At 61.5% G+C, this 16,675-nt stretch carries 12 protein-coding genes and 1 tRNA gene; 5 read left to right on the plus strand and 8 right to left on the minus strand.

Annotated elements, in window-relative coordinates; genetic code table 11:
* Positions 1–4 precede the first annotated feature (4 nt).
* From DHB74_RS00955 to flhA, 5 genes are all read right to left on the minus strand, one after another.
* A complete protein-coding gene (locus tag DHB74_RS00955) occupies positions 5–382 on the minus strand; it encodes a chemotaxis response regulator CheY (RefSeq protein WP_177173376.1) in 378 nt (125 codons plus the stop codon).
* Positions 383–484: 102 nt separating this feature from the next.
* Positions 485–1,222, minus strand: coding sequence for an RNA polymerase sigma factor FliA (locus tag DHB74_RS00960; RefSeq protein ID WP_407920265.1), 738 nt, complete (start codon positions 1,220–1,222; stop codon positions 485–487).
* The gene (locus DHB74_RS00965; RefSeq protein ID WP_136869699.1) at positions 1,219–2,049 is read right to left on the minus strand and encodes a MinD/ParA family protein; all 831 of its coding nucleotides are present in this window, start codon (positions 2,047–2,049) and stop codon (positions 1,219–1,221) included. The genes DHB74_RS00960 and DHB74_RS00965 overlap by 4 nt, the downstream gene beginning before the upstream one ends.
* A gap of 25 nt (positions 2,050–2,074) precedes the next feature.
* A complete protein-coding gene (gene flhF / locus DHB74_RS00970; RefSeq protein ID WP_499160589.1) occupies positions 2,075–3,406 on the minus strand; it encodes a flagellar biosynthesis GTPase FlhF in 1,332 nt (443 codons plus the stop codon).
* Between the two features lie 22 nt (positions 3,407–3,428).
* Positions 3,429–5,531 carry a flagellar biosynthesis protein FlhA gene (gene flhA / locus DHB74_RS00975; protein ID WP_407920268.1) on the minus strand — a complete coding sequence of 701 codons (2,103 nt, stop codon included), beginning with the start codon at positions 5,529–5,531 and terminating at the stop codon, positions 3,429–3,431.
* A 201-nt stretch (positions 5,532–5,732) separates the two neighbouring features.
* Here flhA and DHB74_RS00980 point away from each other — a divergent pair, with 201 nt between their 5' ends.
* Both DHB74_RS00980 and DHB74_RS00985 read left to right on the plus strand, forming a co-directional pair.
* Positions 5,733–6,935, plus strand: a complete 1,203-nt coding sequence (locus DHB74_RS00980) for a tetratricopeptide repeat protein (RefSeq protein ID WP_499160590.1) — start codon at positions 5,733–5,735, stop codon at positions 6,933–6,935.
* A gap of 10 nt (positions 6,936–6,945) precedes the next feature.
* Positions 6,946–9,282: an EAL domain-containing protein gene (locus tag DHB74_RS00985; RefSeq protein WP_499160591.1), complete on the plus strand. Its 2,337-nt coding sequence runs from the start codon at positions 6,946–6,948 to the stop codon at positions 9,280–9,282.
* A gap of 32 nt (positions 9,283–9,314) precedes the next feature.
* Here DHB74_RS00985 and DHB74_RS00990 read toward each other — a convergent pair whose 3' ends face one another.
* On the minus strand, positions 9,315–10,205 hold the full coding sequence (locus tag DHB74_RS00990) for a dihydrodipicolinate synthase family protein (RefSeq protein ID WP_499160592.1): 891 nt from the start codon (positions 10,203–10,205) through the stop codon (positions 9,315–9,317).
* A gap of 195 nt (positions 10,206–10,400) precedes the next feature.
* On the opposite strand from DHB74_RS00990, the gene DHB74_RS00995 reads away from it, so the two are divergent.
* From DHB74_RS00995 to DHB74_RS01005, 3 genes are all read left to right on the plus strand, one after another.
* A complete protein-coding gene (locus DHB74_RS00995) occupies positions 10,401–11,399 on the plus strand; it encodes an LLM class flavin-dependent oxidoreductase (protein ID WP_499160593.1) in 999 nt (332 codons plus the stop codon).
* A gap of 83 nt (positions 11,400–11,482) precedes the next feature.
* Positions 11,483–12,736 carry a cytochrome P450 gene (locus DHB74_RS01000; RefSeq protein ID WP_499160594.1) on the plus strand — a complete coding sequence of 418 codons (1,254 nt, stop codon included), beginning with the start codon at positions 11,483–11,485 and terminating at the stop codon, positions 12,734–12,736.
* Between the two features lie 41 nt (positions 12,737–12,777).
* Positions 12,778–12,851, plus strand: a tRNA-Gly gene (locus DHB74_RS01005).
* A 145-nt stretch (positions 12,852–12,996) separates the two neighbouring features.
* On the opposite strand, the gene DHB74_RS01010 is transcribed toward DHB74_RS01005, so the two are convergent.
* Positions 12,997–15,003 (minus strand): peptidase U32 family protein, encoded by a 2,007-nt coding sequence (locus DHB74_RS01010; RefSeq protein WP_499160595.1) that lies wholly within the window; start codon positions 15,001–15,003, stop codon positions 12,997–12,999.
* A 111-nt stretch (positions 15,004–15,114) separates the two neighbouring features.
* A complete protein-coding gene (locus tag DHB74_RS01015) occupies positions 15,115–16,344 on the minus strand; it encodes an alpha/beta hydrolase (RefSeq protein ID WP_280164403.1) in 1,230 nt (409 codons plus the stop codon).
* Between the last annotated feature and the right edge of the window lie 331 nt (positions 16,345–16,675).

Raw genomic sequence — 16,675 nt, forward strand, 5'->3', positions numbered from 1 at the left:
GTGCCTATCTGGCCTCGATTCGCTCGAAAACCTTTTCGATCTTTTCCTTCAGTGCCTGGGCAGTGAAAGGTTTGACCACATAGCCGTTCACCCCGGCCTGAGCTGCTTCGATGATCTGGTCACGCTTGGCTTCGGCAGTCACCATCAGCACCGGCAGGTGTTTCAGGCGTTCGTCGGCGCGCACGGCGCGCAGCAGGTCGATACCGCTCATGCCGGGCATGTTCCAGTCGGTTACCAGAAAATCGAAACTGCCGCTCTGCAACATCGGCAGCGCGGTGGTGCCATCGTCCGCTTCGGCGGTATTGGTAAAGCCCAGATCCCGCAACAGATTCTTGATAATGCGTCGCATCGTCGAAAAATCATCGACGATGAGAATTTTCATGTTCTTGTCCAAGTCGACCTCCATACAAACCAGAAGAAGCGCACTTGCGTGCGCCTCGCGAAACTGTTGCTACTGACCAGGCGAAGCGCTGGGAAAGCCGGATCAATCGTCGCGCCAATCGGCCATCCGTGCGCGCAGGCGGGCGGCACATTGGCTGTGCAACTGACTGACCCTGGACTCGCTGACGCCGAGCACCGCACCGATCTCCTTGAGGTTCAGTTCCTCATCGTAATACAGCGACAGCACCAGTTGCTCGCGCTCGGGCAACCGACCTATCGCCTCGGCCAGCGCCTTGCGAAAACGTTCATCCTCCACTCCGTCGAGGGCTTCATGGTCAGAGCCGACTTCGGCCGGCGCCCCGGCCTCCAGCAGATCTTCGAAGCTGAACAGCCGACTGCCGGCCGTGTCGTTGAGAATCGCATAGTAATCTTCGAGGCTCATATCCAATTCGGCAGCAACCTCGTGATCTTTAGCGTCACGACCTACTTTTGCTTCAACGGCGCGGATCGCGCTGCTGACCAGGCGGGTGTTACGGTGGACCGAGCGGGGGGCCCAATCACCCTTGCGCACATCATCCAGCATGGCGCCACGGATCCGGATACCGGCATAGGTCTCGAAGCTGGCACCCTTGCCATGATCGAATTTGCGTGCAGCCTCCAGCAGGCCCAGCATGCCGGCCTGTATCAGATCTTCCACCTGCACGCTGGCTGGCAGGCGCGCCAGCATATGGTAGGCAATCCGCTTGACCAGCGGCGCGAACTGCTGCACCAGGCGGTCCTGCTCATTGGCCACGCCCATGGTGCGCGCATACATATTGACGCCACCTCCCCCCACGCTCATGAAGGGGTTCCGGTTCCGGTCCGCTGCACCAGGCGTTCGACGAAGAATTCCAGGTGCCCACGGGGGCTGGATGGCAACGGCCAGCCGTCCACGTTGCGTGCGATAGCGCGAAATGCCAGCGAAGCCTTGCTGCGCGGAAAAGCTTCATAGGTGGCGCGCTGTTTCTGTGCCGCCTTGCGTACTGTCTCGTCGTAAGGCACAGCGCCGACATACTGCAGCGCCACTTCCAGGAAGCGGTCGGTCACCTGCAGCAGTTTGTTGAATACGTTGTGACCTTCCTGGGGGCTGTGCACCATGCTCGCCAGGATGCGGAACCGGGAAACACCGTGGTCGCGGTTGAGCAGCTTGATCAGCGCGTAGGCGTCGGTGATCGAAGTAGGTTCATCGCATACCACCACGATCACTTCCTGGGCAGCGCGCACAAAACTGACCACCGAATCGCCGATACCAGCGGCGGTATCGACCAGCAGGACATCCATGTCATCACCGATATCGCTGAAGGCCTGGATCAGGCCAGCATGTTCACGCGGCCCCAGGTTGACCATCTCCGCTGCGCCGGACGCCGCCGGGACGATACGAATACCACCCGGCCCGTTGATCATCACCTCACGCAGATCGCAGTTGCCGGCCAGAACGTCCGCCAGGGTCGCCTTGGGCCGCAGACCCAGCTGTACATCGACATTGGCCAGCCCCAGGTCTGCGTCCATCAACACCACGCGACGGCCGAGCTCTGCCAGCGCCAGGGCGAGGTTGACCGACACATTGGTCTTGCCCACGCCGCCCTTGCCGCCAGTGATTGCAATTACCTGAACCGGATGATTGCCCATCTGTGCTGTCGCCTTTCTCAATTCGTTAACTTGCGCACTGGTTGTGGAGTATACCGGCAAACACATCGGCCATGGTCTGGTCCTCGGCCATCTCGTTACCGGCCAGACCAACCGCGCGACTGACCAATTGGTGACCAACACCACGAGACAGATCATCCGGGATGCGCTGGCCATCGGCCACATAGGCTACCGGGAGACGCTGTTCCATGGCCAGCCCCAATGCTTCGCCCAGCGTAGCAGCTTCGTCGACCTTGGTCAGAATGCAGCCGACCGGATGACAGCAGCGATAATTGTGCCAGGCGGCCTGGAGCACCCGATACTGGCTGGTCGCCGCCAGCACCAGCAGAGTGCTGATGCGCGCACCCTGGGCCGCGAGCTCGCTGAGCTGGCCACGCAGTTGCGGGTCCTGGGCTTGCAGGCCGGCGGTATCGACCAATACCAGTCGCTTGTTGCCGAACTCCTCCAGTACCTCGCTCAGGCTGTTCTGTTCATCGACCACCCGCACCGGTACGTTGAGAATGCGGCCCAGGGTACGCAGCTGTTCATGGGCACCAATACGGTAGGTGTCCATGGTAACCAGCGCCACATTCTGGCTGCCGTGCTTGAGCACATAGCGTGCAGCCAGTTTGCCCAGTGTGGTGGTTTTGCCGGCGCCGGTCGGGCCAACCAGGGCAATCACCCCGCCCCGGTCGATCAGCTCCTCGCGCATCACCGGCAGGCCCTGGGCCAGGTGGGCCAGCAGCAGGCGCCAGGCCTGGCGTACATCGGTCACGTCGGCAACCTTGGCCAGCAGCTGCTTGCACAGCTCGGCGGGCAGGCCCAGATGAATCAGCTTGCGCCACAGGCTGGCCTGGCGCGGCTGATGCTGATTGACCTGGCCCCAGGCCAGGCCACCCAGCTGGGATTCGAGCATGCCTCGCAGGCCGGCAATTTCCGAGCGCATGGCGTCGAGATCATCAGTTGCCGGGGGCTTGGAGGTCACCTCGGCTGCCGGCGCGGCACGTTCGCTGTTCAGGCGCTCCAGCAACCCCTGGGCGACCGGCGAGCCCTGCTCGGCAGCCTGGCGCATGCTGTCACCAAACAATTGACGGTTGACGCTGGGGCCATCGGCAGGACGCTCCCCCTCTTCCAGGCTGGCCCGGGCGCTGATAATGCGCTCCTGGGTCTTCTTCAGCTCCAGATCCAGGCCGGGCGTAGGCGGCGTCAGCCGCGGCGCTTCGTAATCCAGCGCCGCCGTCAGTTCGACACCACCCGCTACGCGCCGGTTGGCGATGATGGACGCATCCGCGCCCATCTCGTCCCGTACCAGCTTCATTGCCGTGCGCATGTCTGCCGCAAAAAAACGTTTGACTCTCATGGCCTGATCTCACCCTGTGTAATCAATTCTGTCCGACGGTGGCAACGATGGTGACCTGCTTGCTGTCCGGAATCTCCTGGTAGGACAGCACATGCGCGCCAGGCGCCGCGTAGCGGACGAACCGGGCCATCATGTTGCGAACCGGACCGGCCACCAGCAATATCGCCGGTTTGCCCTGTATCTCCTGGCGCTGCACCATGTCCGCCAGCGAACGTTGCAGCTTCTCCGCCATACCCGGTTCCAACAGAATGCCGTCATCATTGCCTTGCCCGGCCTTCTGCAGACTCTGAAGCAATATCTGTTCCAACCTCGGTTCCAGCGTGATTACAGGCAGCTCGGACTCAAGCCCGACAATGCTTTGCACGATAGAGCGAGACAGAGCGATGCGCACCGCACTGATCAACGCGCCGGTATCTTGACTCTTGCCTGACTGGTTGGCGATGGCCTCGGCAATAGTCCGAATGTCCCGCACCGGCACCTGCTCTTGCAGGAGCCCCTGCAGCACCTTGAGCAAACCCGACAGGGAAATTATGCCCGGCACCAGTTCCTCGGCCAGTTTCGGTGAGGCCTTGGCCAGCACCTTGAGCAGTTGCTGAACCTCCTCATGACCGAGCAGTTCATGGGAATGCTTGTAGAGAATCTGGTTGAGATGGGTGGCGACCACCGTACTGACATCCACCACCGTATAACCCAGCGATTGGGCCTGATCCTTCTGCGCCGGCTCGATCCATACCGCATCCAGACCGAATGCCGGGTCCTTGCCGGGAATGCCCTTGATCTCGCCGAATACCTGCCCGGGGTTGATTGCCAGTTCGCGGTCGGCGTGGACCTCCGCCTCGGCCACCCCGACACCCATCAGCGTGATGCGATAGACGTTGGGCGCCAAATCCAGGTTGTCGCGAATATGTACCGAGGGCATCAGAAAACCCAGGTCCTGGGACAGCTTCTTGCGGATCCCCTTGATCCGCGCCAGCAATTGCCCGCCCTGGCTGCGATCAACCAGCGGGATCAATCGATAGCCGACCTCCAGACCAACCATGTCCACCGGCGTCACGTCGTCCCAGCCCAGCTCGCGGGTTTCCGGCGACGGCACTGCCGGCAGTTGCGCCTTCTGCTCTGCCACCTGCTCGGCCTCGGCCTTGATCTTCTGCTGTCGGGCAATGTAATAAGCTCCACCGGCAGCAAGCACACCCAGACCGAGGAACGACAGGTGCGGCATACCCGGGATCAAGCCCATGACGATCATGATGGCTGCGGCGATGCCCAACGCCTTGGGCGACGCGAACATCTGCCGCTTGACCTGACCACCCATGTCCTCGGAGGTGGACACCCGGGTGACCATGATGGCCGCTGCGGTGGATAGCAGCAGCGAGGGAATCTGCGCCACCAGACCGTCGCCGATGGTCAACAGCACATAGATTTCGCCGGCGTCGGTAAACCCCAGTCCATGCTGCGCCATGCCAATGGCCAGACCGCCAATGACGTTGATGAACAGGATCAGCAGACCGGCGACCGCATCCCCCCGGACGAACTTGCTGGCACCGTCCATGGAGCCGTAGAAGTCCGCTTCCTGGGCGACTTCCAGGCGCCGGGTCTTGGCTTCCGTCTGATCGATCAGGCCGGCGTTGAGGTCCGCGTCAATGGCCATTTGTTTGCCGGGCATGGCGTCCAGGGTGAAGCGCGCACTCACCTCGGAAATACGCCCGGCCCCCTTGGTCACCACCACGAAGTTGATGATCATGAGGATAATGAACACGACCAGACCCACCACGAAGTTGCCGCCGATCACCACCTCGCCGAAGGCCTGGATCACCTTGCCGGCCGCGTCGCCGCCCTCATGGCCGTTCAGCAGTACCACCCGGGTCGAAGCCACGTTAAGCGCCAGGCGCAGCAGCGTGGCGACCAGCAGAATGGTTGGGAAGGCGGCAAAATCCAGCGGTCGCAACGCATAGGCGCAGACCAGCAAGACCACTAGCGACAGCGCGATATTGAAGGTGAAGAAGACGTCCAGCAGAAATGGCGGCACCGGCAGCATCATCATGCCCAGCATCGCCAGCAACAGGATCGGCACGCCCAGGCTACCGTGCCGCAGGCCCGCCAGGTTGCTGCGCATGGAACTGATCATCTCACCGCGGTTGGCAGCCATTCCCCTCAGATACTCCGATCAAAAATTTGACGTGAAAGCTTTCCTGATCTGTTTCAGGCAAGAACTGTTCCACAAATTCAGAAAAAACCCAGCGCGCAAAAGAAATTGCCTTACCGCCATCGCTCGGCACCATGCATAATCCGTGTCCACGGGGTGATGGTTCCGCAAACGAGAGAGCTCATGCGCGCATTATCCGTACTGTTGTTATCGTGCTGCCTGGCTGGCTGCGCTGCCTCGCCGGAAGAGTCCAGTCTATGGTCAGGTGCCGGTGAACTGGGGCAACGGTTGATGGGTGCGGTCGGCAGTGGCTCGAACGACAGCCGGGCGGCAGACCAGGCGATGCATGCTCAGGTCGCACAACTGCTGGACCAGCCGCGGATCGACCCGCTGACCCGGTTTCTCGAGCAACATGCCGCTCAGGATGCCAATGACCGCAGCTATCAGTACATCCTCCGCGAGCGCAACAGCCGCTGCCGCGCCATTGGTACGCGTTTTTCGCAGCAAGCACTCACCGACGAGAATCTGGCTTTGTTCCGCAGCGGTTACCAGTATTCCTGCCCGGATCAGGTCGATGCCTTCGCCCAGCGCCTAGCGCTCACTCCCCCGGCCACAGCGTCGCCCGCCGAAACTATCGCGCCCGGCCCTGTGTCGGCACGGCAGCAGAGGCAGGCGAACAGCTGCTATCTATTGTTCACCATCAAGAACTACCAGCAGGCGCTGCCGTCCTGTATTGAAACCGCCGAGCGTGGCGATGCCAAGGCGCAACATCACTTGGCCGGCATTCTGCAGGTTAACGACGATCCGGATCAGGCATATCACTGGGCCCGTCACTCCGCCGCACAGCACCACGCGCCCGGACAGTTGCTACTGGCGCAGTTGTACCAGCAAGGTCAAGGCACGCCCATTGATCAGGTCAAAGCACTGACGCTGTTAGAGGACGCAGCGGAGAGTGGTTTAGCCGCAGCGCAGTACGAGGCCGGTGTGGCCTATCTGCATGGCTCCGGCAAAGCGGCTGATCGAGGCGCAGCGCAGCGCTGGCTGGAGCGCGCCGCCGGGCAGGATCATCTCCCTGCGCAGCTGCAGCTGGCCGACCTGCACTTCAATGATTCTGGCGCCGAACAGGCCTACGCGCGCCAATGGTTGCTGCGCGCCGCCTCCCAGGGATCAGCCACCGCCCAGTACCGCCTGGGCGCCAGCTACATGGACGGCACCGGTGGCCCCCCCGATTACACCGAAGCCTATATCTGGCTGAGTCACGCGTTACGTAACGGTGAACCGCGCGCCAAGCCCCGAATACAGGCCCTGACCGGGCAGTTGACGGCCGATCAGCTCCACACTGCACGCCAGCGTATCGCCGCCGGGTTCAGTGGTCGACTGCCCTGAGCTTGCCCCCATGAACCGACGCAAAAGCTCCATCATGCTGGTCCTGCTACTGCTGATCAGCCTGTTCATCGCCGGCATGTGGCTGATGTCGAGTCTGAACCTCAACTTTGCCCAGCGCGCCATGTCGGAGCAGCGCCAACAGCAGATTGCCGACACCTTCCATTCCAATCTGGATCGCATCAATGCCCATCACTTTCTGATGGAACAGAATACCGGCGCCCTGGCCCGCATGGGCGAACTTTTCGCCCGGCAGAAAGAGATTTCCGGCCGCGATAACCTGGCCGAACTGGAGCGCAGCGTGGGCACAACCCTGCGTAGCCTGCATGACCTGTACGGAGGCGGCATCCTGTTCCATCCGGGCGCCTATCGGCTGTCCGATGTCGGCATCTACGGCCACAGGAACAGCACCGCAACCCATATCACTTATCGGGAAACCGGTTTCGAGAACAAGGATTGGTACCGGCGGCTGCAACCATCTTCCCCGCCGGGAAAGCCCAATGAGCTGTACCACTGGACTGCGGCCTACTACCGCCCACAGTTCGACACCGTGGTCATCAGCGTCAGCACCCCGCTGCACGACAGCACCGGCCAGGTCATCGGTCTGGCGGCCACCGACTGGCAGGCCGACGAGGTCATCCGTCTCGTCAGCCGGGTGCGCATTACTCCGGGCACCTTCTCTTTTTTGCTCGACCGGGAGAATCGCAACCTGTCGAGCCTGGCCGAAGCCGCCGACGTACAACAGGCCCAGCAACTGATGGAAGCCATCACCGCCCTGCAGCTACCACGGCAATCTCCAGCGCAACAGGTGCCGGCCAGTCTCGGCAGTCGTTACCCCGCCTCACCCATGCAGAGCCACAGGCTGTTCGTCGGCGAGGCCGAATATGCCCTGTTCCATGCGCCCACCGAAGCGGGCATGATCTTCGGCATAGGCATTCCCCAGGCGGAAATCGATGCGGTACTGGCACCGATGCGGGCCAGCAATTTTCGCATCGTGGCAATCATCGTCAGTATTCTGTTGTTGCTCTCGGGACTGATCCTTTACCTGGTCGCCACTACCCTGAAACAGCTGAACAGCCTCTACACCGACGCGCTGACCGGTCTGCCCAACCGCGAGCGGCTGCTGCTCGATCTGCAGAAGGACCGGCCCATGACGCTGGTTCTGCTCAATATCGACGCGTTCAAGGAGATCAATGATTTCTATGGCAACCAGTGCGGCGATCATGTCATTCGCGAGCTGGCAGACGGGCTGCGCCGCCATGTGCATGACACGCCTGCATGGAAGGCGGTGCGGGTCTATCGCATGCCCGGTGACGAAATGGCCCTGCTGTTTCCCGATAGCCCCGGGCAGGAGGTGCTTGAACAGCGGCTGGAGAATCTGCGGACTTTCATCAAGGGGCTGACCATCCGTTGGCAGGAAGAGCAGGTTCCGCTCCAGGCGACCCTGGGCCTGGCAGCCAGTGTGCAGCCAGACGGCTCGCCACTGGCCAGCGAGCAGCTCCTGCCCTCGGCCAATATCGCACTCAAGCTGGCCCGGTTGAGCAAACTGAACTATCTGGTTCACGATCCCGCGCACCGCATGCGCGAAACCTATGAACAGAATCTGGTCTGGGCCAACCGGCTGCGCACGGCACTGGAACAGAACCGTATCGTGCCGTGGTTTCAGCCGATCATGAACCTGCATACCGGCCGCATCGACAAGTTCGAGTGCCTGGTGCGCATGCTCGATGGTGACGATACGCCCATCAGTCCGGCCCACTTTCTGCCGGTCGCCCGCAAGATCCGCCTGTACCGGCAGATCACCCGGCGCATGGTCGACCAATGCCTGGCGCGTTTCGCCGAGACCGACCTGCAATTCTCGCTGAATCTCTCCTGCGACGACCTGCTGGACAGCGAACTGAGCGAGCACCTGTTGCAACGGCTACAGAATCCGGCGCTGGCCCGGCGGCTGATCTTCGAGATCCTTGAGTCAGAGGGTATTGAGAACTACCAGGCGGTGCGCCAGTTTATTGACAAGGCCAAGGCCCTGGGTTGCCGTATCGCCATCGACGACTTCGGCACTGGCTATTCCAACTTCGAACACCTACTACGGCTCGATGTGGACCTGATCAAGATCGACGGCAGCCTCATCCGCCAGCTGGACTGCGACGCGGATGCCCGGGCGGTTACCCAGGGCATCGTACGTTTCGCCCAGGAACTGGGCATGCAGACGGTCGCCGAGTTCGTGCACAACGAGGCAATTCTGCAGCAGGTGCGCGCGCTGGGCATCGACTTCGCCCAGGGCGCCCGAATCGGCATGCCCGCCCCCGAACTGCCCGCAGGGCTATGCCTTGATGACATCCAGGGTTAGCGCGCCATAGCTCAACCGAGTTCAGAAAAAAATCATGTCAGCCGCAGGTCTTCCAGTGCCAAGGCAAGCCGCTGCCGCTGTTCGCCCTGCAATGCTTTGAGCGGATCCGGTAGGCAGGGCTGCTGGACATGCCCGAGCAACTCCGCAGCGGTCGCCACTACCCGCAGACTACCGTGCTGACGAAACAACTCCCATATCGGCTCCAGCCGCTCGGACATCTGCACCGCCGAGCTGGCGTCGCGGGCCTGAGCAGCGCGAGTGATTCGCACCAGCACCTCGGGAAACAATCCACCGAGGGCCGAATACCAAGCGTCGCAGCCACCCAGCAGCCCCGCCACCGCAGTGGCATCACCGCTGATCCCAAGACTCACCTGGGCTGGCAATAACGCTCGCAGAGGCTCGATCCGCTCTCGGGCCAGCGCCAGATCACCCGACACCGGAGGAATCTTGATTGAGCGCACGTTCGGCAGCTGCGCAATTTCTGCGTGCAGCTCATCACTGAATGCAAAACGCGTGGTACCCGGGTTGTCATATACCACCAGCGGCACGGATAAGACACGAGTGACATCCCGGTAAAGACCGAATACCTCATCGGCGGTCAGTGGCTGATAGGACATCGGCGCCAACAACACCGCCCCGGCTCCGGCCCGCTGCGCATCCTCGGCCAAGGCCAGCACTCCGGCTGTACGCAGTGACGAAATCCCCACCATTAACGGCACCTCACCGGCGCTCGCCACCGCCAGCTCGGTAACCCGCCGACGCTCGCTACGCTCCAGATACGCATAGTTACCTGTCGAACCCAGCACGCAGATGGAATCAACATCCGCCATTGCAAGCCGCTCGACCAATCGAACGAATGCATCCTCGTCGATACGACCGTCCTGCAGAGGCGTCAAGGGAAAGGCGCTGAGACCAGTGAACATGGTGAATACTCCTGCTGTGGAACGAATCCGTGATGTCCTCCCTATCATTGCACTGTCGTTCCCAGTCTGTCATGGCGACAGCTACAGCGTCCCACTACGCTCGCCCAGTATTCCGATCTCGACGAGTCCAGGGCTATGCCTTGATGACATCCAGGGTTAGCATGGGCCATACATCCCTGCTGTTCCGGAGCCAACATGACCACCTCAGCCGTACCGCTCTCGATTCTGGATCTCTGTCCCGTCACCCTGAATTCGACCCCGGCCCAGGCCCTGCGCAACAGCCTGCAGCTGGCCAGGCATGCCGAGCAACTGGGCTATCAGCGCTTCTGGGTCGCCGAGCATCACAACATGACCGGGATCGCCAGCGCGGCCACCTCGGTGGTCATCGGCTACCTGGCCGCCGGTACCGAGCGTATCCGCATCGGCTCGGGCGGCATCATGCTGCCGAATCACTCGCCGCTGCAGATTGCCGAACAGTTCGGCACCCTTGAATCGCTGTATCCCGGTCGCATCGACCTGGGTCTCGGGCGCGCGCCCGGCACCGATATGGCCACCGCCCGCGCGCTGCGCCGTGGCCGCACCGATGGTGAGGACTTTCCGCAGATGCTCGACGAGCTGCGACACTACTTCGCCGAGCCCGAGCCCGGTCAACGGTTGGTTGCGGTGCCCGGCGCCGGTCTGGACGTGCCCATCTGGCTGCTCGGCTCCAGCACCTTCAGCGCCCAGCTGGCCGCCAGCCTCGGCCTGCCCTTCGCCTTTGCCGGCCAGTTCTCACCCGACTATCTGATGGCGGCAATGCGTGCCTATCAGGATAATTTTGTGCCGTCGGCCACGCTGGAAAAACCCCAGGCGATGCTCGGCATCAATGCCTTTGTCGCCGAAACCCGAGACGAAGCACATTATCTGGCCAGTTCGCACCAGCAATCTTTCCTCAACATGATTCGCGGCGAGCGCGGCCAGCTACGGCCTCCTGTAGAGGATATGGACGCGCTCTGGCAGCCCCATGAGCGCCATCAGGTACTCTCGACCCTGGCCGGCACCCTGATCGGTGACGAGCAGACCGTCGCCCAGCAGATGGCGGACCTGCTGGAGCGCACCGGTGCGAATGAACTGATCGTCAACAGCCCGATCTATGACCAGGACAAGCGCCACGACAGCTACCGACGCCTGATGGATGCAGCCGCGCGGCTTTGACCAGCGCGGCAACATGACTCGAACTTTGGCGGCGCAGGCCTTTCCAAAACGGTACCCCCGTCCGGAAAAGTCGAGAGCCCACCATGAGCCGCATCCCCCGGGACACCCAGTTTGATAGCAGCGCAGGCTTTCTGCGCAACGGTTACAACTTCATTGCCAATCGCTGCCAGGACCTTGGCAGCGACATCTTCCAGACCCGCATCATGCTGCGACCGGTGTATTGCATCACCGGCGAAGACGCCGCACGCATGTTCTATGTGCCCGGCCGCTTCACCCGCAACCATGCGATGCCACCGACCACGCTGTCGCTATTGCAGGACAAGGGCAGCAGCCTGACGCTGACAGGCGAAGCCCATGCCCGGCGCAAGGAAATGTTCATGGCGCTGATGGGCCCGGCCCGGCTGGAGCAACTGGTGGCGATCTTCGAGGAAGAATGGCAGGCGAGACTGGCCCGCTGGCAGAGCATGCCCGCGGTGGTACTGCAGACCGAAGCCGAATATATTCTCTGCCGCAGCGCCTGCCGCTGGGTCGGCATTACGCTGGATGAGGGCCAGGCAACACAACGTGCGACGGAACTGGCTGCCATGGTCGAAGGCGCCGGCAGCATCGGCCCGCGCAACTGGAAGGCGCAGCTGCTGCGCCAGCGCACCGAACACTGGGCTAAGGAACTGATCCACCAGGCCCGCAACCATCCGCGTGCCGATCCGGCCACACCGCTCGATATCATCGCCCATCACACCGCACTGCACGGCCATGGGGTGGACCACCGCACTGCTGCGGTGGAACTGCTCAACCTGCTGCGCCCCACCGTTGCCATCGCCCGGTATATCACCTATTCGGCGCTGGCCTTGCATCATCACCCCGAGTACCGCGACCGGTTGCAGCAAGGAGAGGAAGGCCTGGCAGAGCTGTTCGCCAACGAAGTGCGGCGCTTCTACCCCTTCTTCCCTGCGGTCGGCGGCATCGCCCTGGAAAACTTCGAATGGCGCGGCCACTCTTTCCACAAAGGCGACTGGATGTTGCTCGACCTCCACGGTACCAACCACGATCCGCGCATCTGGCAGCAACCGGAGCGCTTCTATCCGGAGCGCTTCAAAGATTGGGATCACAGCCCCTACAACTTCATCCCCCAAGGCGGCGGGGAATACTCGCATGGGCATCGCTGCGCCGGGGAATGGCTGACGATTGAGGTGATCAAGGCCGCATTGAGAATGCTCACCACCCGCATGACCTACCAGATCCCCCACCAGGATCTGAGCATTCGCCTGTCGCGCATGCCGGCCATGGTACAGAGCCGTCTGATCCTCACCGAGGTGCGCGGCGTCAGCCCAGAATAGATTGCCGAAGCCGTGACAACCGGCGTAGAATGCCTCGCGCTGCGGGTGTAGCTCAATGGTAGAGCAGAAGCTTCCCAAGCTTACGACGAGGGTTCGATTCCCTTCACCCGCTCCATTCAAGATGATCGATCAGCTTCGCACGTCGCTAATGCTGCCTTCGCTTCGCCGTTCCCCCCGCAAGAAAACAACCCTCCGGTAGCTCGCGACCGATGGACTGATACCGTCCGCTGATCGAGCATGAGCCCGATCAGCGGACGGTATCAGGCGTTCTGCCGCGGCGTCCGGCGAATGGTCTTGAGCAGTTCCTCGGGGGTGATCGAGCCGACGATATTGGCGCCGCTACCGGGCTGCGGCAGGTTGAGGATGTTGCCCTTGATCTTGCCGATGACGTGCATTTCACAGGGCTTGCAATCGAACTTCAGCGTCAGTACCTCATCGCCGTGGACCAGCTGCATGGGCGCAACCTTGGTGCGCACGCCAGTGACGCCCTTGGCCTGCTTGGGGCACAAATTGAAGGAGAAGCGCAGGCAGTGCTTGGTGATCATCACCGGCACATCGCCGGTTTCCTCATGCGCCTCGTAGGCGGCGTCGATCAGTTCCACGCCGTAGCGCTGGTAGAACGCCCGAGCCTTTTCGTTATAGACGTTGGCCAGGAAGGTCAGGTGTGATTGCGGATATACCGGTGGCGGTACGCTGACCGGTTTGCGATTGCCGTGTGGGAAAGCAGCGATACGCGCCTCGCTCAGTTGCTCGATCAGTTCCCGCCGCAGGCTCTTGAGTTGCGAGTTGGGCACGAACGGTACGAACGGTGCGTCGATTTCCACCTGCTCAGCGTGATACTGGGTGGTGCCCAACTGACCCAGCAGGTCGTGCAGTTGCTCCAGCGCCTGCTCGGGCTTTTTCGCCGACTCGAACGGACCGCTCAACTGATGGCTGACCTCGATGCCCTCTTCGCTGATCGCGGTGAGCTTGAGGCTGTCGGCACTCAACTCGGCATGCCAGCGCAGCCCGATACGACGCTCTGCGGACGTCTTTTGCAAAGCCTGCTGCCAGTTATGGTCCAGGTTGCGACTGAGCGTTTGCGGCAGGCGCGCGCGGCGCAGTTGCTCGGGCAGCTCGTTGGGCTCGATACGGTACTGCCAGCGCGGCTCGCCCTCTTCCTCGTAACGGGCCAACTCCTGGGCGACATTAGCGCGAAACCCTACTACCTCGCGCTTGACCAGGACGTTGAGGCCGTCCCCATTGGACAGGGGCTCGTGGGTCACCGCCAGCAGATCATGCTTGCGCACCTGCTGCAGCTCGCCCACCACCAGGCCGGTGAAGGTCGGTGAATCGAAGGCACCGATATCGATCTTGCGGTCGGTGACGAAGTAATCGGTGCTGCCCCGGTGGAAGGTCTTGTCCGGGTCGGGCACGAAGAAGTGGGCGGTACGACCGCTGGAAGCGCGCGCCAGATCGGGGCGGCCCTCCAGAATATCGTCCAGCCGCTGGCGGTAATAGGCGGTGATGTTCTTCACATAGCCCATGTCCTTGTAACGCCCTTCGATCTTGAACGAGCGCACACCCGCATCGACCAGCGCGCGCAGGTTGGCGCTCTGATTGTTGTCCTTCATCGACAGCAGATGCTTCTCATAGGCGACCACGCCGCCATGCTCGTCCTTGAGGGTATACGGCAGTCGGCAAGCCTGAGAGCAGTCGCCACGGTTGGCGCTGCGGCCGGTCTGGGCGTGGGAGATGTTGCACTGCCCCGAGAAGGCCACGCACAGGGCGCCGTGGATGAAGAACTCGATGGTCGAGTCGACCTCCGCATGGATCGCCTTGATCTGCTGCAGGTTCAGCTCCCGGGCCAGCACCAACTGGGAGAAACCGGCCTGATCGAGGAACCGGGCCTTGTCCAGGGTGCGGATATCGCACTGGGTGCTGGCGTGGATTTCGATCGGCGGAAGGTCCAGTTCCATGACGCCCATGTCCTGCACAATCAGTGCGTCGACACCGGCGTCGTAGAGCTGATGGATCAGCAGCCGGGCCCCTTCCAGCTCGTCGTCATGCAGAATGGTGTTGAGCGTGACGAAGATGCGTACATGGAACAGCCGGGCAAAGCGCACCAGCTCGGCGATATCAGCCACGCTGTTCTCGGCGTTATGCCGTGCGCCAAAACTCGGGCCGCCGATATAGATGGCATCGGCACCATGCAGGATGGCCTCACGGGCGATGGCGACATCCCGGGCTGGGCTGAGCAATTCGAGATGGTGCTTGGGAAGGGGCATGGCAGAACCGTCGAGTGGAAAAACGGCAGATTGTAGCTGTTACGGCAGAATGCTGCACGATCAGGTGATGCGCGGCCAGCCATGGCGACTTTTCGCCATGGCTGGTTCAGCTCAGTTCGCTCCGCAGGCAGGCAAGCCAGGCCGCTGAGGGTTGGTGAAGGTACAACCGTAGTCCGCATCAGCTACCACTGTAGCGTCAAGCACTTCATCCCCGGCCGGTTTGTCGTTGTCATTCACCCAGTCCAGCCAGTCGTTCATCGCCCGGGTAACTTCCTGGCTGGAGAATTCGCAGTGGCCGGTTGCCCGAATGGCGCGCTGCACCAGCAGATCTTCGTTGCCATGTGCCTCAGCCCCCTCGCGATACAGCTGCTGATGCCGGAACGGCACATAGAAGTCACCCAGCGTGTGCAAGGTCAGCACCGGCACCTCGAAATCCCCCTGGACCAATGGAATCCAACGCACCCCATCTTCCCGCTGTAGATTGGCGTCCTCATCAGCGCTGACTCGCGCGATCTGTTCGTTAAAGGCCAGCTCATCCGCGGTCGGCTCCGGATCGCTGGTCCAACGATAAACCTGATTTTCATTGCCGTAGCCGTTACGCGCAAGAATACCTTCGATATCACCCTCAGAGCCGCCGGTACCCAGCACCGCACCCTGCCACATATTAACCGCGAAGCCTTCGTCGAAGATCGGACGCTCCCCACCGGTGAGATTGCGGGCAATGCCTACGAGCCGCTCGCCGTTCACCCCGCGCGGCGAGCTCCAGTCCGGTGAGGTGCCGTTGAAATTGAATAAGGTACCGAGCATCTGCGGCAGCAGGTCCTGGAAGTCTGCATAATCCGCGTCACCATAGCCGCTCAGCTCCATCACCGCCCGGGGATAGTCGCCCAGCCACTGGAACTGGTTCTGTTCCGCCTGACACATCGGCATGGCGCCCGCATAAGGCACCTTGCTCAAGGTTCTTTCCATGTTCTCGCGATCCACCGCCGCCGCAGCAACATGACCGCCGAGAGATTCACCAGAAATCAGGTACTGATTGGGTTCGAGAAACCGCACACCATGGTCTGCCTCGAGATAGTCGATGAGGTTCAGCGCCAGCTTGTTGGTGTCTTCGACACCAGCTCGCACATCGTAATAGTTGGCCGAATAGGATGACGAAGCCCAGGCGTACCCTGCGGCCAGTGCTGCATCACGCCATGGATCCTGCGGTACCGATGGCAGCAGATTCTCACCGGTACCGCGATAGCCATGGGTATACATGATCAGACCATCGCCATCCCATTCATCGGGGATTTCGACGACATAGACCGCTCCACCCTGAATTCCATTATAGGTACCCACATAAGTGCTGCTGCCAGGGCGGGCCGCAATCTCAGCAACTACTGGTGTGAAAACGCGATCATCATGCTCTCTGGTCATTTCTGGCGGTGCGATATCATCATCAGAATCACCACCGCTGCTGCTTCCGCCGCCTCCACCGAGACAACCGGTCAGCAATAAGGCACTCAAGGTGAGGGGTAAAGCAGCCAGGGGGAAAGGTGTGATGCGCAAGGTAAACCTCCATTGTTTTTGTAATAACTACCTGGGCGCAGACAGCCCAAGCGCATTCATGAGCTTAGTCGAGGCGGCATGATCTGCCGCTCCATAAACTACGCTGATATCACCCTAAAAA

The sequence above is a fragment of the Pseudomonas sp. G11-1 genome, from assembly GCF_024031555.1.
Lineage (GTDB): Bacteria > Pseudomonadota > Gammaproteobacteria > Pseudomonadales > Pseudomonadaceae > Halopseudomonas > Halopseudomonas bauzanensis.